Origin of the sequence: Thiothrix sp., from assembly GCF_028714775.1 — a bacterium.
Taxonomy (GTDB): domain Bacteria; phylum Pseudomonadota; class Gammaproteobacteria; order Thiotrichales; family Thiotrichaceae; genus Thiothrix.
This window is the reverse complement of the sequence record NZ_JAQTLS010000035.1, coordinates 1-20,771: the sequence shown is the minus strand read 5'-3', so window position 1 is coordinate 20,771 and position 20,771 is coordinate 1. Positions and strand designations below refer to the sequence as shown.

The window sequence follows — 20,771 nt, the reverse complement described above, 5'->3', positions numbered from 1 at the left end:
CCATCCCACCGCACCGTAACGCTGGCAGGCATCATCGTACTGGCAACCGCTGCCAAGGGGGCCATAGCCGCATCTGCTGCACGAGTACCCGAATACAAACTGGCACTGGCAGCAGACGGCAAAACCTACCAACTGACGGTGATCTCTTCCGTAACACCAAAACCAGACATCAGCCTGACTGGACAAGTGCCCCTGATGGCAAACAGTGATCCGTTCAATACCGCCCCCAACTCCGCCAACACCAATCCCGGCAACCAGTTTACCAACTTGGGTTGGGGGGCTGTCAGTGAAAACAATTACAAAGGCAATTATGGCGTCCCGGTTGTTTGCCCGAAATAACACCCCTGTAACGTAGCCAACCACCTTTAAGGCATGGTTGGCTACCTTAGACCATTGCCAATAACCAAGGGAGTCCAACCATGCAATCCAAGAAACTTCGCAGATACCTCGGGCTGTGCGCATCAGCACTGTTGCTGGTAGGCAATACTGCTTGGGCGTCCCGGACGTTGGAATACACCATCCGTTGGGACATGGCCGATAACCGTTACCACGTATTTATGAAACCCAACGCAACACCAAGCCCCGACTTGAGCATGACCGGGCAAGTCACTATCCGTGTCCCCCATGCCACAGGTGCTGACAGGTTCGTGGTGGATGCACCACTCAACGCCATCAGCAATACCATTTGGTCAAATAACTCACGGACGGATGCACCGGCCGAGAACACCAGTACGGACTACTTATCCTTTACCCTCACCCCGGTCAAAGCGTCTGCCTTTGCATGGAAATTTGGGGTTGAGCAAGAGGTATTCAATTTTGCCAATAGTGGCAAGTGTATCGGCCCCATCGCACTGATGGATAGCGACACCGACCCTTTTAATAAACTGCCTAACTCCCTCAACACTAACCCCGGCAACCAATTCACCAACTTGGGCTGGGGTACGTCTTCCGACAACAACTACCTCGGCAACTACGGCGCGGCGGCTGATTGTAACGACAGCTTGGATAGCGATGGTGACGGACTGAAAGACGGCTATGAAAAACTCATTGGCACCGACCCACTCAAGGCAGACACGGATGGCGATGGCATCCCCGATGGCACGGAAGTGAACACCACCAAAACTGACCCACTCAAGGCGGATACCGACGGGGATGGCTTGCCCGACGGTTACGAAGCCAATACCAGCAAAAGCAACCCGTTAAGCAAAGACACAGATGGGGATGGCATCAGCGACAATAACGAAATTGGCACAGACTCCGTACACCCGCTGGATACGGATGGGGACGAGGTTGCTGACGTGCTGGATACCGATGATGATGGTGATGGACTTCTGACCAAGAACGAGAACCCTGACCCAAACGGTGATGGCAACCCTGCGGATGCAAAGGACACCGATGGGGATAGCATCCCTGACTACCTTGACCCCAACAACACCGATGGCCCATTGGCTGACCCGGATGGGGATAGCCTGACCAACGCGAAAGAAAAGGTGCTTGGGACTGACCCACTCAAGGCAGATACTGATGGTGACGGCATCCCCGACGGTTACGAGGCCAATACCAGCAAGACCGACCCGCTCAAAGCCGATACTGATGGTGATGGCATCCCCGATGGCACAGAAGTGAACACCACCAAGACTGACCCACTCAAGGCGGACACTGACGGGGATGGCTTGCCCGACGGTTACGAAGCCAATACCAGCAAAAGCAACCCATTAAGCAAAGACACGGATGGCGACGGCATCAGTGACAATAACGAAATTGGCGCAGACCCCGCACACCCGTTGGATACAGACGGGGACGGGGTTGCTGACATGCTGGATACCGACGATGATGGCGATGGACTCCTGACCAAGAACGAGACCCCTGACCCGAATAAGGATAGTAACCCAGTGGATGCCCAAGACACCGATAAGGACGGTATCCCTGACTATCTCGATGCGGACGACAATAACGACGGTATCCCCACCAAAACCGAGAATGCAGACCCGAACGGTGATGGTAGCCCAGCGGATGCAAAGGACACTAATGGCAATGGTGTCCCCGATTACCTTGACCTCATCCCCCCCGGTATCCGGTTGCAAGTCAACGTGATGCTGCAAGGCGCTTACAATACGGCAAATAAACTGATGCAAGATGGCCTGCGCAGCAAAGACCTGCTGCCAACTAAGCAGCCTTACAATATCGGCAGCATCAAATACACCGGCACAGAAATGGCGAATGCCTCCTTGTTCAGCACCACCGGCAATAATGCGCCAGTTGACTGGGTATTGGTGGAAGTACGGGACGCTGCCACCCCAACCAGCATCAAGGCACGGACAGCAGGCTTGGTACAACGTGATGGTGATGTGATGGACGCCACCAGCGGCAGCACCTCATTGCTATTGGCGGGGCTGATGCCCGGTAACTACTATGTCTCAGTACGCCACCGCAACCACTTGGGTGTGCTGACCGCCACGCCGGTCAGCATTACTGCGACTTCACCGGGGATATTGGTTGATTTCACCAAGACCACCACGGCGGTTTACGGTAAAGATGCCCGTATTACTTACGACACATCCGCTTTGCTATGGGCAGGTAATGCCAACACAGACCCGCAGGCCATTGCAAACGGCCCATCAAACGACACAGGTGTGATCTTAGGGGATGTCTTGCTTGCAGCGGGGAATACATCGGTCAGCACTAACTACCGGCTCAATGGTTATCAAACCACGGACATAAACATGGATGGCACGACCATCTTTGCAGGCCCCTCAAACGAGGTAAACATACTGCTGGGCAATGTGCTGCTGCACCCAAGCAACAGCACATTCAGCGCAAACTACATCATTACCCAACAATTGCCCTGATACCCTGTGGCGTCGGCAACTGCCCAAAAACTCCACACAACGGGTGAAACTGTTGCCTGTGAACGCTTCTTTCGGCTGGTTTACACCCAGTACGGAACTGGGTGCAGGGTGAGGCCCAAGTGCTAAGGTTGCAAGCGGGAAGATGGCAACTTGGGTTGGTTTACTGGAATTCCCCAAAATTCACCTAAAAAAGGAATAAAGTGCAAGGGGGAATCTTACGCTTCCCTACCTTGCTCGGCGTATACCGTTTCTGGCGTGATTTTGGCTACGCGGTGGGTGCGCTGGGCATGGGCTTGCTGGCACAATGGGCGCAAGGCTTGGACGTAACCTTCTGGCTGGTGGGGATTGCCATGTTGGCATCGGGGCTGGTCGTGGTGATAGGGTTCAAGGAAGTGCCGTAGGCAACAACTAAGAGGGAGAAGCCGCACAAAAACAGTTCACCCCCAATACATCAGGGGTGAACCGACCTGTAGCAGGCAACTGTGGTGCTCGGGCCATTCGGAGGAGTCATTCTCACAAGACTCAAGCATGGCAAGTTTACTGCTAGCCCCGCATGACAACTATCCCCACGACGGGTGGTGTCCAACTTGATCAAACATTCGGATGTAGATGCCCCCTCACTGATTTCTACACAGCACACTTCCTAACCACCCAATATTTCTACTTCTGGTAACTATTCAATGATATAGCAAGGGTGTTGGGCATGATGGTGGGGGATGCCCGGACATAAGTTCCGGGCTTTAACCTCAACTTCATATGTATTGGTAAATGGGACAACATTCTGAGTGGGACATCCTTGTTGGTAAGCAACCAAACCACCAAGCATTTGACTCTCTACCGCCTAATCCCGTATCTTGCTGGGCTGTTCAGGTGCTGCGGTATTACAACCGCAGTTAAACGGGAAGTTGGTGTAATACCAACGCTGCCCCCGCAACGGTAAGCAAGCCAAACTGCTACACAAAGCCACTGTGCCTTATGCATGGGAAGGCGTAGCAGTGGAAAAGCCCCTTTTCCACTTGCAAGCCCGGAGACCGGCCTGACAAGGCGCAGTGATGGATTACCCCTCACTGTTTCAGTAAATGTGCGCGGTGGGCGCACAATACGGAACACTATTTTATGAAAAAACTCCCGCTTGCCGCACTGTTAGGCACTGCCTTTATTTGCCTGTCTGTTTCCCCGCTGGTGTTGGCAGAAGACGCCAATTCCCTTGATACCGTTGTTGTCACCGCTGACCGCAAAGCGCGGACGGTGGATGAAACGCTTGCACCCGTGAGCATAATTACCCGCAAGGATATTGAGAAGTACCAAGCCATCAGCCTGCCGGAAGTGCTGCGCCGTGTACCGGGGATTAACATCACCAGTAATGGCGGTGCTGGCAAACAGACTGGTGTATTCCTGCGCGGCACAGCCTCCAATCAGGTATTGGTGTTGGTCGATGGTGTCAAAATCGGTTCCGCAACCAGTGGCACAGCAGCGTTTCAGGATATTCCACTGGATCAAGTTGAACGCATTGAAGTTGTGCGTGGGCCACGCTCCAGCCTCTACGGTTCGGAAGCCATTGGCGGAGTTATCCAGATTTTTACCCGCAAAGGCAAGGAAGGATTTCACCCGGAACTGACCTTGCAGGCTGGTAGCCATAACACCCAAGCGGTGAATGCTGTATTGTCAGGCAGCGACAAAGCGACTTGGTACAGCATGAGTATCGGTTCGGAACGTACTTCCGGCATTAACGCACAGCCGCAAGACACAACCGGGGAACGCGATGGCTATGAACGCAAACAGCTTGCTTTCCGTGCCGGACATACGTTTGCAGGCGGTGTTCAAGCTGAAGCCAACCTGTTACAAGCAGAGGGTGACAACGCTTACGACCCGTTTTCCGGCACAAGCAACCTGACCAATACGTTTGAAACCACGGCCTTGTCCGGCAAACTGATAGCCCCTGTTGGGCAGCGCACTGTTTTGACCGCCCAAGTTGGACAAGCAAAAGATGCACAGGAACATTTCAGCAATGGTGCATTTACCAGCCGTTTCAACACAAACCGTGACACGGCAAGCTTGCAAGCCGATGTGCAGGTATTGGAATCGGGCAACCTGACCGTAGGGGCTGACCAGCAAAAGGACACCGTGGACAGCACCACCAACTACACCGTCAAATCCCGTAAGAATAACGGGTTGTTTGCCAGTTACCAGCATGATTTCGGTAAAACTGACGTGGAAGTGTCTGCTCGCCGTGACGATAATGAGCAATTCGGCAAACACAACACTGGTGCGGTGGCTATCGGGTATGATTTGACAGACAATCTGCGTCTGAAAGCCAGCCACGGTAAAGCGTTCCGTGCTCCCACGTTTAATGAACTTTATTACCCTGATACTGGATTTGGCGGTGGTGACCCTAACCTGAAACCTGAGCAATCCAAAAATACCGAAATCAGTTTAGATGGAAAATGGGCAAACGGAAGTTGGTCTGTCAATGCTTTTGAGAACAAGATCAACGACATGATTCCCTCTTGGCCGCCGAGTAATATCGACAAAGCAATTATTCGCGGTATCGAGTTGGGTTCATCCACGCAAGTGGCAGGTTGGGATGTCGCTGCTAACGTTACCTTGCAACAGCCGAAAAATGCCACTGGTGCGAATGCAGGCAAGTTATTGCAACGCCGCCCTAAGCAAATTGCCAATCTTGATGTTGACCGTAAGTTGGGTAATGTCCGTATAGGCGCGGGCATCCACGCAGAAAGTGAGCGTTACGACGATGTAGCCAATGCCCCAGCCAAAAAATTGCCGGGGTATGGTACGCTTGACTTGCGTGCCGATTACCAAATGGCAAAGGATTGGATGGTTGGTATAAAGATTGGGAATGCCCTCGACAAGAATTACCAAACAGCGCAAGGGTTCAATCAGGACGGCATTAACGGTTTGGTGACGTTGAAATACGCGCCGAAGTAATTACCCCTCATCCAACCCTCTTCCTCAAGGGAAGAGGGTTTTTAGGAGATTCGATATGTTCACACTTTCAACAAAAAACCAATGGCTGGTCGGCGGTATTCTGCTGCTGGCGATGCTGATTACCCGCGCTCATGTGGTTGACCACCTACTGGATGCATCGTGGGCGGTCTTTTTTCTCGCTGGGTTCTACCTGCGCAATGTACTGGCGTTCGGGGTGTTCATGGCGATAGCGATGGCAATTGATTACGTTGCCATCACGAAATTTGGTGTCAGTGATTTCTGTGTGTCACAGGCGTATGTGGCACTTGTTCCCGCTTACGGTGCGCTGTTCATCGCTGGACGCTGGTTTGCTGGTCAATATCAGGGCGAAACACTAGCGTCACTGGGCAAACTGATTTTCGCCGTGGTTGTGGGATTTGTTGCTTGCGAACTCATTTCCAGCGGCAGTTTTTACTTCCTCTCCGGCAAGTTCGCGGAATTGAACATGGCAGAGTTCGGTAGCCGTTTAGTGAAATACGCGCCGCACGGTTTGTACGTAACAGGTCTGTATGTCACGGTCGGCACCTTCGTACACGTTGCGGTGTCGATGGTGAATCGCCCATTGGCACACGCCAAGTAACATGAAACTGATCAGTTCATGGAGCGGGGGCAAGGATGCTTGCCTCGCTTTGTACCGTGCCATGCAAGCGGGGCATCAGCCGCAGGCGCTGTTGACCATGCTGGAAGCCGATGGTTTGCGTACCCGCGCCCATGCCCTGCCTGTGGCGGTGTTACAGCAACAGGCAGCGGCAATGGGTCTACCCTTGGTCACGCCGTCTGTGACGTGGGAAGGGTATCGTCCAGTGTACGTTCAAGCCTTAGCCGCCGCGAAAATGCAAAGGGCGGACGCACTGGTATCGGGTGATATTGACCTTCAAGCACACCGTGACTGGCTGGAACAGGTCGGCGAAGAGGCCGGTTTGGAAGTGCTATTTCCGCTGTGGGAAGACGCGCACTCGGCACTACTCGCGGAATTTCACGCGGTCGGTTTCACCACGCACATCATCGCCGTCAAGCAAGGTGTACTGGATAAAAGCTGGTTAGGGCGCAAGCTGGATGCTATCGCTATGCAGGAATTGGACGCTATCGGCGTGGATGTTTGCGGTGAAGGCGGCGAATTTCATACCTTTGTGACCGATGGGCCGTTGTTTTCACGCCCACTGAGAATACAGGCATTGGGCAGTTTCACAGGCGAATACAACTACACCTTCCTTGATTTCACGCTGGCAACATGAGCCTACTCCCTGCAACCAATGTGCCGCATTTCTCAACGGAAGAACGCGATACCCTTTACCGTATTATCGCAGCGCGGCGTGATATGCGGCATTTCATCCCCAACACCCGCATTGACGACGCGACCATCGAGCGATTACTGCAAGCAGCCCATCAAGCCCCCTCGGTGGGGTTGATGCAGCCGTGGCGTTTTATCCGTATCGCAAAAACGCAGCAACGTGAACACATAGCACAATTGGTAATGGCGGAACGTGAGGCTACTGCGCAAGCCTTGGGAAATAGGGGGGATGACTTTTTACGCCTCAAGGTGGAAGGCATTCGCGATTGTGCAGAAGTGTGGGTAGCGGTTGTTGCCCCAGATGATGGCACAATCTTTGGCAGGCGCACGATGCCCGCAGAAATGGCACTGTGTTCCGTTGCCTGCGCTATCCAAAACCTATGGTTGGCTACCCGTGCGGAAAATCTGGGGATGGGGTGGGTATCAATGTTTGGCCCCGCAGCGTTGGCAGCCCTTTTGGCGTTGCCTGCTGGCAGTAAACCCATTGCCATTTTATGTTTGGGACAAGTGGAAGCGTTTTACCCTGTTCCCATGCTGGAATTGGACGGCTGGCGGCAACGGGTATCTTTAGAAACCGCGTGGATAGATGATGGAGGCAAGTCAAATGGATAGTTTTTTTATTAAAGTAGGGTTCACCTGCTGGCTATTGTTGCCGTTGGTTTTACTAGTTTGGTGGGGTGATATTTTCGTCGTGCTGGGGTATCCCCACATCGGCTGGAAAGACATTCTGATTTACTTTGGTGGAGCTGGACTGGCGGCATTCACGCTGGGTATTATCATTGCCGTATGGATAGGCGAAGTGCCACAGGACAAATGATTTTACCCCTAACCCTTGTCCCCGCCCTGCTGTTGGATCGGCTCTTGGGCGAACCACCCCGTTTTCACCCCCTTATCGGCTTTGGCAAACTGGCAAATTGGCTGGAAACCCACCTCAATCGCCGCTCCATTACCTATGGCATTCTCGCGTGGGGCTTGGCTGTATTGCCGCTGACAGCAGCCGTTTGGTGGTTGGACACCCTGCTCGGCGGTTTCTGGATGAGTATTCTCTGCGGTTGGTTGGCGATTGGCTGGCAAAGCCTGCGCCAACACGCCCAATGGGTGGAACAAGCATTGCTGGCGGATGATCTTGCGCAAGCCCGCCAAAAAGTCGCTTGGCTGGTCAGCCGCGATACTTCCCAACTGGACGATACAGCGGTCAGCCGCGCCTGCATTGAATCGGTGCTGGAAAATGGCAGCGATGCGGTGTTTGCCCCCCTATTCTGGTTGTGTATCGGTGGTGCGCCTGCGGTGGTGCTGTACCGTTTGAGTAATACGCTGGATGCGATGTGGGGCTATCGCAGTGAACGTTTTGAACGGTTCGGCAAGTGGGCAGCGCGGGTGGATGATGTGTTGAACTGGATTCCGGCACGATTGACGGCGTTAACGTATGCGCTGTGCGGGAATTTTGCAGCAGCGATGCGGGCGTGGCGTACCCAAGGCAGTCGTTGGTATAGCCCCAATGCCGGAGTGGTGATGGCGGCGGGCGCGGGTGCGTTGCAAGTGCAACTCGGCGGCGATGCGGTATATGCGGGGCAAACCAAAGCTCGCCCGTCACTCGGTGCGGGGGCAATACCGGACGCAACCGCGATTACCCGCGCTATCCGCTTGCTGGATCGGGGCGTGTATCTGTGGGCGGGCATCACCTTGATCATGGGAGGTGGCAGTGTTTTCTTCGCATAATCACGGTGGGCAATTAAGGCGTTTCAGCCAGATATTTGGTATTCCCTTGGCGGATTGGCTGGATGTGTCCACTGGCATTAGCCCGTGGGCTTACCCCTTGCCGCCCGTTCCGCCCGTGTGCTGGCAACGCTTGCCGGAACGTGAGGATGGACTGGAAAGCGTTGCCGCCGATTATTACGGCAGCCCGTATCTGTTAGCCGTCAGCGGTTCACAGGAGGCAATTAAATTATTGCCGAACTGTTTTCCATGCCCGCAACGGGTCGGTATTGTCAGTCCCGCCTACCACAGCCATCAGCAGGCATGGCAGGCACAAGGTCACAACGTACAGGTGTTAAACCTGACACAAGTGGATGCGGTTTTGCCCACGCTGGATGTGCTGGTGGTGATCAACCCGACCAACCCGACCGCGCACGTTTATTCACTGGAAACCTTGCGGCAGTGGCATCAAATCTTAGCACAACGCGGTGGCTGTCTGGTGGTGGATGAGGCGTTTATGGATGTTACCCCCGCGCAAAGCCTGATTAACCACGACCCGCAAGCGGGGCTGGTGGTGTTACGTTCGGTAGGGAAATTTTTCGGCTTAGCGGGGATGCGTTTAGGCTTTGTCTGGGCAGAAATCCCTGTGTTGCAAGCCTTAGCGGTGTTGCAGGGGGATTGGTCGGTGAGCCATCCGGCACGTTGGGCAGGGCAACAGGCATTGGCGGATCAGGCGTGGCAGCAGCAACAACGTTGCCGTTTGGTGCTGGCGGGCGAGCATTTGCACACCTTATTGCAACGCTATTACGGTGAAGCGGTGCAAAGTACGCTGTTGTTTAGCTATCTGCCCTCACCCCATGCAGCAGAAATCCATCAAGCCTTGGCAGCGCAAGGGATTCTCACCCGTTTATTCACCGAACCGGCGGCGTTGCGCTTTGGTTTGCCTGCCTCTGAAACTGACTGGTTACGTCTGGAACAAGGAATTTACTCATGCCCACGTTAATGGTGCAAGGCTGTACATCGGATGCAGGTAAAAGCACGTTAGTTGCGGGGCTGTGCCGCGTCTTCAAACGGCGCGGCTTATCCGTCGTGCCGTTCAAGCCGCAAAACATGGCATTAAATAGCGCGGTTACGCCCGATGGCGGCGAAATCGGGCGGGCGCAAGCCTTGCAAGCGCAGGCTGCGGGCGTTGTTCCTAGCGTCCACATGAATCCCGTGCTGCTCAAGCCGAATACCGACACAGGGGCGCAAGTTATTCTGCAAGGGCATTCTATCGGCAATCTCGAAGCCCTCGATTACCACAGCTACAAACCCAAGGCAGCGGCGGCGGTATTCGATTCCTATGCGCGTTTGTGCGTCGAGTATGACTACGTGCTGGTGGAAGGTGCGGGCAGCCCGGCAGAAATCAATTTGCGCGAAGGCGATATTGCCAATATGGGCTTTGCGGAACGTGCCGATTGCCCGGTAATTCTGGTGGCGGACATCGACAAGGGCGGGGTGTTCGCCCATTTGGTGGGAACGCTGGCATTGTTGTCCGAATCGGAGCAAGCGCGGGTAAAAGGTTTCATCATCAACCGTTTTCGTGGCGACGTTGCGTTACTACAGGGCGGGTTGGATTGGTTGGAGCAGCACACGGGTAAGCCAATACTGGGGGTGTTGCCGTATTTGCATGGGCTGCATCTGGATGCGGAAGATGCCGTGCCGGAAAGTACAGCAGCTTCCGGGCAATTTCGCATCATTGCCCCGCGTCTCCCGCACATCAGTAACCATACGGATTTTGAACCATTGCGGTTGCATCCGCAGGTGGATTTTCGGTATGTGGGACACAGGAAAAGCATTCCAGCAGCGGATTTGATCGTTTTGCCGGGTAGTAAGAATGTTGGGTTTGATTTGGCGTGGTTACGTTCTCAAGGTTGGGAAGCAGCGATTCAGCGGCATTTGCGTTATGGCGGGAAAGTGATTGGGATTTGCGGCGGTTTGCAGATGTTGGGGCAAGCGATTCACGATCCGCATGGGATTGAAGGCATACCGACGAGCCATGTCGGATTAGGTTTGCTGGAACTGGAAACGACCCTACACCATGAAAAGCAGCTTACTAACCGTCTGGGTGTATTGGCAATGGGAGAGGGTATATGCCATACGCCCTTATACGGCTACGAAATCCACTGCGGTATCAGCACGGGCACCGCGCTAGAATTTCCCGCTGTGCATCTGGAAGGGCAACCCGATGGCGCACAATCATTTGACCGACAAATCTTTGCAACTTACCTGCATGGCTTGTTCGATTCGCCGGAAGCGTTGCAAGCCCTGTTGGAATGGGCAGGTTTGCAGGTAACACAAGCATTTGACATCAATGTGGTACGCGAGCAGCAATTGGAACGCCTAGCGGATATTTTAGAGTCACATTTGGCTATGGATGCGGTGCAACGCCTGCTGCGATAGGGCTATTATCTAATCCCGAGACTGTAAACCAATCTGTGTAACTGCTCCGACCGACTACCCTTGAAGGGTAAACGTAGCAAGTAAAGACACAATGGAACAGGAACAACTGCAAGCCCTAGCCAAAGAACTGGTGAAGAACCTGAAGACGGAAGCCGACCTGAAGCAACTGTCGCAGGCACTGCTCAAGATCACCGTTGAAGCGGCATTGAATGCCGAACTGGACGATCATCTGGGGTACGACAAACACGCCAAAACGCCGGAAGTTGGCAACAGCCGCAATGGGTGTATGGTCAAGACCCTCAAAAGCGACCAAGGTGAGATTGAGATACAGACCCCGCGTGACCGTGACGGCAGCTTCACCCCCCAACTGGTAAAAAAGAACCAGACGCGCTTCACCAAGATGGACGACCAAATCCTCTATCTGTACGCCAAAGGTATGAGTACCCGCGACATTGTGGACTGCTTCCAAGAGATGTACGGCGCGGACATCTCGCCCACCTTGGTGTCCAACGTCACCGCAGCGGTGCTGGAGCGGGTGACGGAATGGCAATCGCGCCCACTGGATCAGGTCTACCCAATTGTGTACCTTGACGCGATGGTGGTCAAAATCCGTAAGGGAAAAAATGTTACCAATCAGGCGGTTCACCTCGCGCTGGGTGTCAACCTCGAAGGCCACAAGGAGCTGCTGGGGATGTGGCTGTCCGAAATGAAGGCGCAAAATTCTGGCTGGGCGTACTCACCGAACTGCAAAACCGGGGGGTCAAGGACATCCTGATTGCCTGCGTGGACGGGCTAACGGGCTTCCCGGAGGCCATCAGCACCGTGTTCCCCAAGACCGACATCCAACTCTGTATCGTCCACATGGTGCGCAACTCCCTGAAATTTGTGCCTTACAAGGACTACAAAGCGGTCACCACCGACCTCAAAGAAATCTACCAAGCCAGCACCGAGGAACAAGGAAAACTTGCCCTACAGCAGTTCAGTGAACGCTGGGATGACAAATATCCGCAGATCAGCCGCTCATGGCTCAACCATTGGGAAAACCTAAACACCTTTTTTGACTACCCACCGGACATCCGCAAGGCCATTTATACCACCAATGCCATCGAATCGCTCAACAGCGTGGTGTGTGCGGCGGTCAAGAAGCGTAAAGTGTTCACCAACGAAGATTCCGCCAAAAAGATCATTTTCCTTGCCGTCGAACAGGCTTCACGAAAATGGACGATGCCGATTCAGAACTGGAAGTCCGCACTTAACCGCTTTGTGATACTGTTTGAAGACAGGCTCAAAGGCATTGTCTGAAATATAGGCAAAACGCAGTTACACAGAATTATTTACACTCTCCACCATTCCCTGTGGATTTTGGGACATTGTTTGAATTCGAGGACAGTAAAACGGGAACGGCATTTGGTGTACCGTTAGCGGTATTGCTGCAATGCTTGTGTATCGCCGAACAGCGCCATCTCGTCCCGCCTCTCGAACCAGAGTGGGAGGTGCTGACGATCCCGCCCGCCTTACGTGCGTATGCAGTGGTTAGGGAAGATACCTAAACCACCAATCCTTTTCATAATTTCAAACCACTAATCCCTACAATGGCGGGCTTTTTGCTCCCTCATTTGTTCCACGCTTGTGGCTTTAACGAGCGAAAGATGAGAATCTTGCTTGGAAAGTCACATCAAGCCTTTCCGTTTCTTTTACCAAATTAACCTGCAAGTTGGTTTCGGCAATTTCCTTGATGCTATCTGCAATACGTTTGTTTTGTTTGCTTTCAAACCATTGCAAAACATTCGACAAGTGCCAGATGGCGGATGCCCCAGTATGGACAGGATCAGGGAATGTCATGCTATGGGACAGCATGAGTTTGCGCATATTCTGGCGAGAAAAGCCCATCAGGTCGGCAATGTCAGACAGACCAACCAGATCCGGGATTGCCTCTATCAGCCTTGCGGTGGGAATGACGCTTTTCACATCCCGGATGGCGGACAAGACGGCGTTGTAGGCGTTGTCCGCTTCACGGTTGAATTGCAGGGCGATTTTCCCTTTTTGACCGATACCGATGATGGCATCATCACAACCCGCCCCCCCCAACTGGCTGACATAGGTTTCAGGGTCTACATCAGCATCAGGAAGGGAAAACTTCAGTGTGAACTCGTACTCTTTATTGCTCATTAGCTTCTTGCCCTGTTTCGTTGCTGGAGTGGGTTGTACAGTTGTCGACGACCCGTCTTATTTGTTTGGCGTGGTTGGTTGGGCTTTTGGGGGTACTCCAGATGCTGGCTTGGCAGAACTCCCCACAGCGGCATTCCTTGTCGTTGTATGGGCAGTACATCTTGCCCCATGCGTGGCTGCCGCCCGTTTCAACCCGCCAAGCGTTTTCTTCAGCGTATTTGATGGCACTTTCAATATCTTTGTGAGGGTGTTTCCTACGGCTCATGTTGTTCCTGCCTGCTTTTCGTGTAGGTTAGCTGCTGCTGCCAAGGTTGTCAAATGACAACTAAATTGGTATGCTACACAAACTCAGCCAAAGTTATCCTCATGCGCACCCAATGGGAAGTTAATCCTAGTTGAAGCAGTACAGTGGAACGAAAATGTACGATCCACCTGTCACGGCAAGTAACTGACTGCCAAGCCATTATTAACCATTTGTTCATTCACACTGACCCTTTGGCCTTCCGCCCATACATCCGCCAACCACCTGCCGTACTTTTCGGTTTGGTCTTTGTAGGTTTTAATGGTAACGGTTTTGCCTAATATTTGGCTTCGTAACCAGTCGCGGGTTACAGTCCCTGCTGCCCGTTGCTCACCGCGCATTTCCGGGGCGTTGATGCCATACAGGCGCAATTTCTGTCCGTGCAACCATGTGCATAGTCCCAAATCGACATCCACTGTTACGGTATCACCGTCGTACACTTCGCGTACTATCGCAGTATATTCGTACATGTTGTTATCCTCGCTGTTGGAAAGAAGGCTCTGCCGTGGTGGCAGAACCAACATACGTTAACATTCATCAGGTGGCAATGTTCTGCACCGATTTGACGGTACGCAGTGTCGCAATTTCAGTACTCGGCAATCTCAGTTTGGTATTTGCCATTTTTCAATAACGCCATCACAGGCTTTGATGGCGTTATTGAAAGAGCCTTTCGTGAATCTTTTTTGCATAATTCAGTGCTGTTCGGATTTTCATGGTTCTGGCATCCCCTCCCAAACCTTCCCCAAGTATCCCCGTCCATTGGCATCCTTGTTACGGCGGACACCATCAACACCCCAAGCCCCCCAACTGCTTAAAGAAAAACGGCACTTTCTGGCTTTCGCATTGGCTATGGATATTCCCAACCCATTCGGGCTGCATAGACCGGGCTTTGCCCCCACTCTCACCGCCTACAATCACCCAATGGATACCATCAAGGTCAAGGTTTCCTAAGTCTTCCAGCAAAGGTTCAATCGACAGGAAACGTACTTGTGCTGGAACTTCTTTGAGCATTGCCATCCGGCGTAAGCCTTGCCGCTGGTTTTCCACTGTTACACCCAACCACACATTAGCGTAACCGTTCCCCCAATCATTGGGCAGGCATTTACAGATGTTGCTGGCACGTTTGGTGAGCAGTTGCCAGTCAAGCATGGGCGTTTCCCGGATCAGTTGCCAGAGGCGATCCCGTTGGTCTGCTGGTGCATCCTTGTCCGTCCAATCACACATGCTGCCGCAAAAGACTTTGCGGTGCTTGCCTGACTTTTTCGCTTGGCGCTGCCAACGCAACGGCTGTTGCCAATAGCTGTCTGACAGTGTTTTCGGTTGCTTGCCTTGCTGGAAGAAATTGCCACCCGTGCGGTTGTCCAGTGCTGCGGCATAGCAATTGTCGCAGCACTGCCCCACTTTTTGGCATCCCCACCACGGGTTGAATGTGCTGTCCGTCCATGCGATTTCGGTTTGTGCTGCCATTAGGGGGTGATCCGCAATTGCCCTGTGCCATCAACACCATGATGTAAGCGGACATCTTGTGCTGCCATGATCCCCGCGTAATAAGCCTTATCGACTATCGGAGTGCTGGTTTCTTTGACCTGCTCCAATTCCCCCAGATGCTTGTCGGTGTATGCCTTGATGGTGTTTTTCTTGTCGGTGGGCATCTGTGAGCGTAATGCACCTGCCTTAGCGCCAGCTTCCAAAATCCAACCTTTCGCAAAGGAATTCGCCATCTTTGTTTTATTGGTTTTTTTCATCCGGTGGTGGAGCTTTTCCAAATAACCAGCCCGTGCCGCTTTCAACTGGCGGGCCAAGACTTGCAGGGCATATTTTGCCAACACAGAATCAGTGCCGAACCCGTAGTAAGTCACGGATGTCCCTTTCCATCCGTGGACGCAAACTGCCCGGCACTCAAACACATTGGGAATGACTTCAATTAGGATGGTGATATATTCAGGAAGGCTTGAATTGTTCCTGCTCACCATTCCTGCATCCTCCCCCTTGACTTGGTTCAGTGCCACATCCTCAGCACCCAAGCCATGCTTTTGCATCAAGGCTTGGGCACGCTTTAAGGCAATGGCGGCTTCATTAGGGCTGGCATCCTGTTGTGCCGCCATTGCCATCAGTTTTTCGATACGCCCCAGTATTTTGCTGGTGTCCTCTGATTTATTCATCTGTATTGCCTCTTTAGTTGCAGGGATACTTGCCCCAGTTGCTCCAAAATGTTGGTTCATAATCAGAAGATCGGCTTCATTTCCCCCACCGCTGAACCTGCTGCGCCACCTGCGCCCCTATCTCATCCCCATCCACATACCCGCCGTGGATACGTTGCAACGCCTTATTGCCCGGCAAGATGCCGTAAGCGTCACCATTGCCCAGCAGCTTTTCACAACCTGTCACGTCCAACATATTCATTGAGTCTTTGGAGGTGCTGACGGTCATGCCGATCCGGGTGGGTACGTTGGTCTTGATCAGCCCGGTGATGACATCGGCTGTCGGGCGTTGGGTGGACAGCAGCAGGTGGATGCCGGATGCCCGCGCTTTTTGTGCCAGCCGGGCAATCAGTTCCTCCGCAGCCGTCACAACCACCGTATTCCCGTCTTCGTCCTTCACCTTCGCCATCCTTTGCAATTGTTTGTCCTGCATGATCAGGTCGGCAAATTCGTCGAACACCACCAACCCGTAGGGCATGGGGTTGAACTCCCCGGTTTCCGCCGCTTTGGCGTTATATTCCACAATGTTGCGCACCTTGTGGTGTGCCATCACTTTGTAGCGTGCCTCCATCTTCCCCACCAACTGTTCCAGCATGGGGCGTACCAGTTCCATGTCGGTGATGACTTCGCCTTCCACAAACGGTGAGCCTTCGTACAGGCTGAACTCCAGCATTTTCGGGTCGATCAGGTGGATGCGCAACGTGGCAGGTGTCATGCGCGACATCAGGCTCATCAGCAGCGCGTTCACGAACACCGACTTGCCGCTGCCTGTCGTACCCGCCACCAGCAAATGTACCGCTTTCGCCATGTCCAGCATCATCGGCTTGCCCAGTGCATCCACACCCAACAGCATGGGCAGTTCCGCCCCGAACGCCGCCCATTCGGGCGTTGCCATCAGCCCCGCCAGTGCCACGCTATCACGTTTGGCATTGGGGACTTCAATCGCGCTGAATGCCGTACCGGATACATGCTCAACGACCTTTACCTGCCCTTTGGCACGGAATGCCCGCCCAATATTGATGTCCTGCTTGGCAATTTCCTTGGTGTCCTTGCCCAGTGGGATTTCAACCATGAAGGTGGTCAGCACCGGCCCACGCAACACTTGTTGCACACTGGCATAGCCCAGCTTGTAGGCTTCCAGCGTTTCCTGCATCTTGGCCTTTAGTGCATCTTCAAACGTGGTGTTTGTTGCCACCACCGGGGCTGGCGGCACTTTTACCGCAGGTTCTACTTTGCCCTCCGGCAACAGGTTGGTAACTGCCCCACCCAACAGGTCAAACAGCATTGCCAATTTAACCAGTGGGTTGCCAATCCGCATGGAGGTAAACAAGGCCAGCAATGTGCCGCTGGCAGCAACCACCGCTGGGGCAACACCTTGGGCTTGCAATAGCCCGGCAACATACTGCCCCACCATCCCGCCATTGAACCCGCACACCGTCAGCACGGGTGCGCTTGCCACAGTGCCTAACAGCACATAAGCAATGCTGGTGGGCAGATGTTTAGCACCTGTCCTGACTGCCCATTGCAGGCTGTACAGGCCAGCCGCCACACCAAGGGTGCTGGCCTGCCCCAATGCTGACAGGGCAGGCTTGTACCAATCCGGCGCAACCAACTGGGCATCCACTGTCTCCATCGCGTGGGCAATGGCATCCCAACTTATGTACAGCCCTGCCCCAACCGCCACCCCAAGGCCAGCACCTGCCAGCATTTCCGGGCGGACACTGATGCGGGGCAAGCGGATATGCCCTACCCATGCCAGCTTGTGGGATAGCTGCACCAGCACCCCATCGGCTGGTGGTTTATTTGCTGTACCAGCAAAATCCCCAACCCCAACAGCAGGATTACTTCCTGTGACAGCCTTCAATTTACTGGCGCGTGCGCGGCGGCGTTTTGCGTCGGTAATAAATGTCAGTGCGGTAGTAGTCATGATGTTTTCCCCTTAATCCTTGCGTGTGTATGACGTGTAACCCGATCCTTGCCCCAGCATTAGGCTGGCTGCAAGTTCAGGCTCCAGTTCCGGTTTGGTGTGCTTGCCTGTGTGTTTGTTGGCTTGACGGCTTGGCTTGCCGGACGTAATGCCACCACTTTCTGCCCGTCAACGCCGCTACGTTTCTGGCGGATCACTGTGCGCAGGGTACGTTCATCCACCCATTCGTATTTCACCCCACGGCTACCATACGGCATGGCATTCATGTAACCGTTACGGTGCAGGATCAGTTTGGCATCGTCGATGTATGCTTTTTTCACGCCTTCGCCATACTGTTCCTTGACCAGCTTGTAGAAATGCCAAGTTGCTGCATTCTCTCCGTAACGTTGCATCAGCAACACCAGCACTTGTTTATGCCCATCTTTTAATTTCACACCATCCGCGTCGCCAACCAAATTAAAATCAACCAACTCACCAACTGTTGAAAGTGTGGCATTTTTGAAATCACCCATCTCGGTTGGCTTCGCAGGCTCCTCAAATAGGCCGTTTTCTTCGTTGGTCAAACCGTTTTCGGGTTTGACCAAGTTTGACCAAGATTTTGACCGGAACTGACCCGCATCTGACCCCTGTCTGACCCCCGATTTTCCGGCGATTTTGCCGAATTTGCGCAAGGTGCGGACAAGAAATTTCAGCTTCGCCATTTTTCCGGGGGGGCTTGGCGGGGTTGTTCCAGTGTCATCAATGTATGGGGTCAAGGTGATAATAATTATTATCTCAAAAGCAATGGCGATAAATCCTCCTAAGAACAATGAGATGAGTTTGTTATCATCTGTTATGACCGCACTAACCCCAAAGAAACGGAGTAGTCCGGCAATCATGTCATTGACTGGAAGGGTGGGCTTTACCTCCTTCAACGATATCTTTGCTTCATCATAGGCTTTCTTTTGACTGGTCAGGTTTTTTGCTTGGTCAGTCAGTCCAGAAGTGAGTCTGGTCAGATTTGACCGGGCTTGGTCAAGCTCCTCGCAGCCATTTTTAGGCACTTTTGTGTACCTGTTGGATGCTTTGCAATCTTGGGTAGCCGCCCAAACCGTGGATGGCGCGGTATTTTTTCCATTTAAATAGACATGGTTTCCCGATGCTGTGAGGGCAGGGCGGTTTTGGATGGCTGTGATCTTGGCACGCAACTGATCTTGTATGGCGAGGCTATCCGCATCCGGGGCGTTGCTTTGCAACCGTACATTGGCGGCTTGGATACTTACTTGAATAGCTTTTTGTTCAAGTTGTGCGACTTCGGAGTCAAGGGCGCTCTGCTGTGAAAATAGCGATCCAAGGCCAATGGTTGCTGCAATGCTCAAAACTCGTAGAAACCAGATACTCATTCGTTTGCCGATACTACTGCTGTAACCACATTGACGTGGCACAATCACCTTCACAACGTCAGCACAGAAAAACAAGGCGGGCAATACGGCAGCAGCGATATTATCCATCCCTGCGCCCAACAAAAACCAAAACAACATGTTCATGATGGTGGACATTTGCCATGATTGGATATGGGCAAAAAACATCCCGGCATAAACTAAGTCCTTATGCAACCTATAATTCATGATTGCTGCAACCGCACTAATAACCGACAATGCAGCAACAAATACGAACACATCCTGTTGCGCAATGCTCGACAGTGAAAAACCAATCTCTGACTCTGTGGTCATAATGAGACCCCTCCATATAGATGAAAAAGCAACCAGTTCCTGATATTAATCTTTTAGTGCTGAAAGGGTAGGGTGCTTAGCCACCCTACCCTTTTAAATGTCCGTTTTTTGTCCGTTGTCAGTGTCGGCATGGATGCCGATAGCTGCATCCTGTGCCGCATCGTGGGCATCAAGGTAAGCCTTGGGCAAGGTGATGGCTGTATCACTTTGCAAGCCCGCATACCCTTCTGCCAGCAACAGCAAAGCAACATCCCAACCCCCGGCAAAGACCATCAGGCGCTCATCACGGCTGATGCGCCCTGCCCGTTTATTGGCCTGATTGGCAGGCAGGAATGCCAGTTCTTGACCTTGCAGGTGCTGTTCCAGTGCTTGGCGGCTTGCCTCAAACATCGGGTGGGTACGTTCCGGCACTTGGATGCCATATAACTTTACCCGCACCTTGCGGCCTTTATGCAGGAGGGTCAGCGTATCCGCTGCCTCGACCGATGCAAGGCGGCAAGCAACCCTGCCCGCCTGCCCCAAGGTTGCCAGCAACACATAGGCCAGCACTGCCCCTGCTACCATCAGGCTGATGGCGTATTGCCCTTGTGGGCGTAACAGCACCACCAGCAACACCAGCAGGAATGCAGTCAGCAGGTAGGCTTGCAGTGATGGGTTAATGTGGGTGTGCATAAACCACCCCCGCCAGCCCTAGTTTGAAGCCAAGCCGTAGCGCCCAATTCTTAGCGTCCCCGCCTGCAAGGCTGAACGCTTGGATAAGTTGGCGGCGGATGCGTTGCTCACGCTTCTTCTGTCTTAGGCAGTGCATATCTTTGCCCGTGCTCATGGTGCAATCTCCAAGCTGTGCCAGTTGACCATCTGCAAACCATCCATCTCATTGATGGTCAGGGTGATTGCTGCCTGTTCGGTATCTGCCTCGTTACGGACAGTCCCCTCATGGGTGCTGCTGACCTCGCAGTAATAGGCCCCGCGTGATTTCCCGACCTTTAGCCGTTTGCTGGGAATGTGTTTTTTGGCAAGTGCTGCCCGGTAATAAGCGTTGTTGGTCATGGTTTCACCTCCTCAGTAAGCGCGGAACAAGCCGACCATCTTGCCCTGAACCTGCACACTTGCCGCTGGGTATACCATCGGCTGCATGGCGCTGTTCTCAGGGCGCAGTTCAACTTGCCCATCCGGCAAGTGGTAAATGCGCTTGAGGG

At 53.2% G+C, this 20,771-nt stretch carries 23 protein-coding genes, 1 pseudogene and 1 riboswitch; of the genes and pseudogenes, 13 read left to right on the top strand and 11 right to left on the bottom strand.

What is annotated here, in order from left to right; translation table 11 throughout:
• The first annotated feature begins 21 nt into the window (after positions 1 to 21).
• The 13 genes and pseudogenes from PHE17_RS20270 (at position 22) to PHE17_RS20210 (ending at position 12,812) form a co-directional block, all read left to right on the top strand.
• Complete coding sequence (locus tag PHE17_RS20270) at positions 22 to 339, top strand: hypothetical protein (RefSeq protein ID WP_301017741.1); 318 nt, start codon at positions 22 to 24, stop codon at positions 337 to 339.
• A gap of 80 nt (positions 340 to 419) precedes the next feature.
• The gene (locus PHE17_RS20265) at positions 420 to 2,849 is read left to right on the top strand and encodes a hypothetical protein (RefSeq protein ID WP_301017740.1); all 2,430 of its coding nucleotides are present in this window, start codon (positions 420 to 422) and stop codon (positions 2,847 to 2,849) included.
• Positions 2,850 to 3,049: 200 nt separating this feature from the next.
• Positions 3,050 to 3,250: a hypothetical protein gene (locus PHE17_RS20260; protein ID WP_301017739.1), complete on the top strand. Its 201-nt coding sequence runs from the start codon at positions 3,050 to 3,052 to the stop codon at positions 3,248 to 3,250.
• Positions 3,251 to 3,700: 450 nt separating this feature from the next.
• Positions 3,701 to 3,904: riboswitch (cobalamin riboswitch) on the top strand.
• Positions 3,905 to 3,965: 61 nt separating this feature from the next.
• The gene (gene btuB, locus PHE17_RS20255) at positions 3,966 to 5,795 is read left to right on the top strand and encodes a TonB-dependent vitamin B12 receptor (protein ID WP_301017738.1); all 1,830 of its coding nucleotides are present in this window, start codon (positions 3,966 to 3,968) and stop codon (positions 5,793 to 5,795) included.
• Positions 5,796 to 5,850: 55 nt separating this feature from the next.
• Positions 5,851 to 6,414 (top strand): hypothetical protein, encoded by a 564-nt coding sequence (locus tag PHE17_RS20250; protein ID WP_301017737.1) that lies wholly within the window; start codon positions 5,851 to 5,853, stop codon positions 6,412 to 6,414.
• Position 6,415: 1 nt separating this feature from the next.
• A complete protein-coding gene (locus PHE17_RS20245) occupies positions 6,416 to 7,069 on the top strand; it encodes a diphthine--ammonia ligase (protein ID WP_301017736.1) in 654 nt (217 codons plus the stop codon).
• Positions 7,066 to 7,737 (top strand): 5,6-dimethylbenzimidazole synthase, encoded by a 672-nt coding sequence (gene bluB, locus PHE17_RS20240; RefSeq protein ID WP_301017735.1) that lies wholly within the window; start codon positions 7,066 to 7,068, stop codon positions 7,735 to 7,737. The genes PHE17_RS20245 and bluB overlap by 4 nt, the downstream gene beginning before the upstream one ends.
• A complete protein-coding gene (locus PHE17_RS20235) occupies positions 7,730 to 7,942 on the top strand; it encodes a hypothetical protein (protein ID WP_301017734.1) in 213 nt (70 codons plus the stop codon). Before bluB ends, PHE17_RS20235 begins: the two co-directional genes overlap by 8 nt.
• The gene (cbiB, locus tag PHE17_RS20230) at positions 7,939 to 8,844 is read left to right on the top strand and encodes an adenosylcobinamide-phosphate synthase CbiB (RefSeq protein ID WP_301017733.1); all 906 of its coding nucleotides are present in this window, start codon (positions 7,939 to 7,941) and stop codon (positions 8,842 to 8,844) included. Before PHE17_RS20235 ends, cbiB begins: the two co-directional genes overlap by 4 nt.
• Positions 8,828 to 9,823: a threonine-phosphate decarboxylase CobD gene (gene cobD, locus PHE17_RS20225; RefSeq protein ID WP_301017732.1), complete on the top strand. Its 996-nt coding sequence runs from the start codon at positions 8,828 to 8,830 to the stop codon at positions 9,821 to 9,823. Before cbiB ends, cobD begins: the two co-directional genes overlap by 17 nt.
• Positions 9,811 to 11,262: a cobyric acid synthase gene (locus PHE17_RS20220; protein WP_301017731.1), complete on the top strand. Its 1,452-nt coding sequence runs from the start codon at positions 9,811 to 9,813 to the stop codon at positions 11,260 to 11,262. Before cobD ends, PHE17_RS20220 begins: the two co-directional genes overlap by 13 nt.
• A 91-nt stretch (positions 11,263 to 11,353) precedes the next feature.
• Positions 11,354 to 12,564, top strand: a pseudogene (locus tag PHE17_RS20215) (IS256 family transposase).
• 68 nt (positions 12,565 to 12,632) lie between these two features.
• A complete protein-coding gene (locus tag PHE17_RS20210; protein ID WP_301017730.1) occupies positions 12,633 to 12,812 on the top strand; it encodes a hypothetical protein in 180 nt (59 codons plus the stop codon).
• A gap of 85 nt (positions 12,813 to 12,897) precedes the next feature.
• Here the strand turns inward: PHE17_RS20210 and PHE17_RS20205 are convergent, their stop codons facing one another.
• The 11 genes from PHE17_RS20205 to PHE17_RS21760 form a co-directional block, all read right to left on the bottom strand.
• Complete coding sequence (locus tag PHE17_RS20205; protein WP_301017729.1) at positions 12,898 to 13,431, bottom strand: DNA-binding protein; 534 nt, start codon at positions 13,429 to 13,431, stop codon at positions 12,898 to 12,900.
• The gene (locus PHE17_RS20200) at positions 13,421 to 13,696 is read right to left on the bottom strand and encodes a hypothetical protein (protein ID WP_301017728.1); all 276 of its coding nucleotides are present in this window, start codon (positions 13,694 to 13,696) and stop codon (positions 13,421 to 13,423) included. The genes PHE17_RS20205 and PHE17_RS20200 overlap by 11 nt, the downstream gene beginning before the upstream one ends.
• Positions 13,697 to 13,866: 170 nt before the next feature.
• Positions 13,867 to 14,202 (bottom strand): thermonuclease family protein, encoded by a 336-nt coding sequence (locus tag PHE17_RS20195; protein WP_301017727.1) that lies wholly within the window; start codon positions 14,200 to 14,202, stop codon positions 13,867 to 13,869.
• A gap of 316 nt (positions 14,203 to 14,518) precedes the next feature.
• Positions 14,519 to 15,199, bottom strand: a complete 681-nt coding sequence (locus PHE17_RS20190; protein WP_301017726.1) for a phage Gp37/Gp68 family protein — start codon at positions 15,197 to 15,199, stop codon at positions 14,519 to 14,521.
• Entirely contained in the window at positions 15,199 to 15,894 is a 696-nt protein-coding gene (locus PHE17_RS20185; protein WP_301017725.1) for a DUF2786 domain-containing protein, read from the bottom strand. Before PHE17_RS20185 ends, PHE17_RS20190 begins: the two co-directional genes overlap by 1 nt.
• Positions 15,895 to 15,970: 76 nt before the next feature.
• Positions 15,971 to 17,860, bottom strand: coding sequence for a DNA translocase FtsK (locus PHE17_RS20180; protein WP_301017724.1), 1,890 nt, complete (start codon positions 17,858 to 17,860; stop codon positions 15,971 to 15,973).
• A gap of 59 nt (positions 17,861 to 17,919) precedes the next feature.
• Positions 17,920 to 19,572 carry a hypothetical protein gene (locus PHE17_RS20175; RefSeq protein ID WP_301017723.1) on the bottom strand — a complete coding sequence of 551 codons (1,653 nt, stop codon included), beginning with the start codon at positions 19,570 to 19,572 and terminating at the stop codon, positions 17,920 to 17,922.
• Between the two features lie 93 nt (positions 19,573 to 19,665).
• Positions 19,666 to 20,244: a hypothetical protein gene (locus PHE17_RS20170; RefSeq protein WP_301017722.1), complete on the bottom strand. Its 579-nt coding sequence runs from the start codon at positions 20,242 to 20,244 to the stop codon at positions 19,666 to 19,668.
• Entirely contained in the window at positions 20,228 to 20,398 is a 171-nt protein-coding gene (locus tag PHE17_RS20165) for a hypothetical protein (protein ID WP_301017721.1), read from the bottom strand. The genes PHE17_RS20170 and PHE17_RS20165 overlap by 17 nt, the downstream gene beginning before the upstream one ends.
• Entirely contained in the window at positions 20,395 to 20,622 is a 228-nt protein-coding gene (locus tag PHE17_RS20160; protein ID WP_301017720.1) for a hypothetical protein, read from the bottom strand. The genes PHE17_RS20165 and PHE17_RS20160 overlap by 4 nt, the downstream gene beginning before the upstream one ends.
• 12 nt (positions 20,623 to 20,634) lie before the next feature.
• Complete coding sequence (locus tag PHE17_RS21760) at positions 20,635 to 20,760, bottom strand: hypothetical protein (protein ID WP_363320159.1); 126 nt, start codon at positions 20,758 to 20,760, stop codon at positions 20,635 to 20,637.
• Between the last annotated feature and the right edge of the window lie 11 nt (positions 20,761 to 20,771).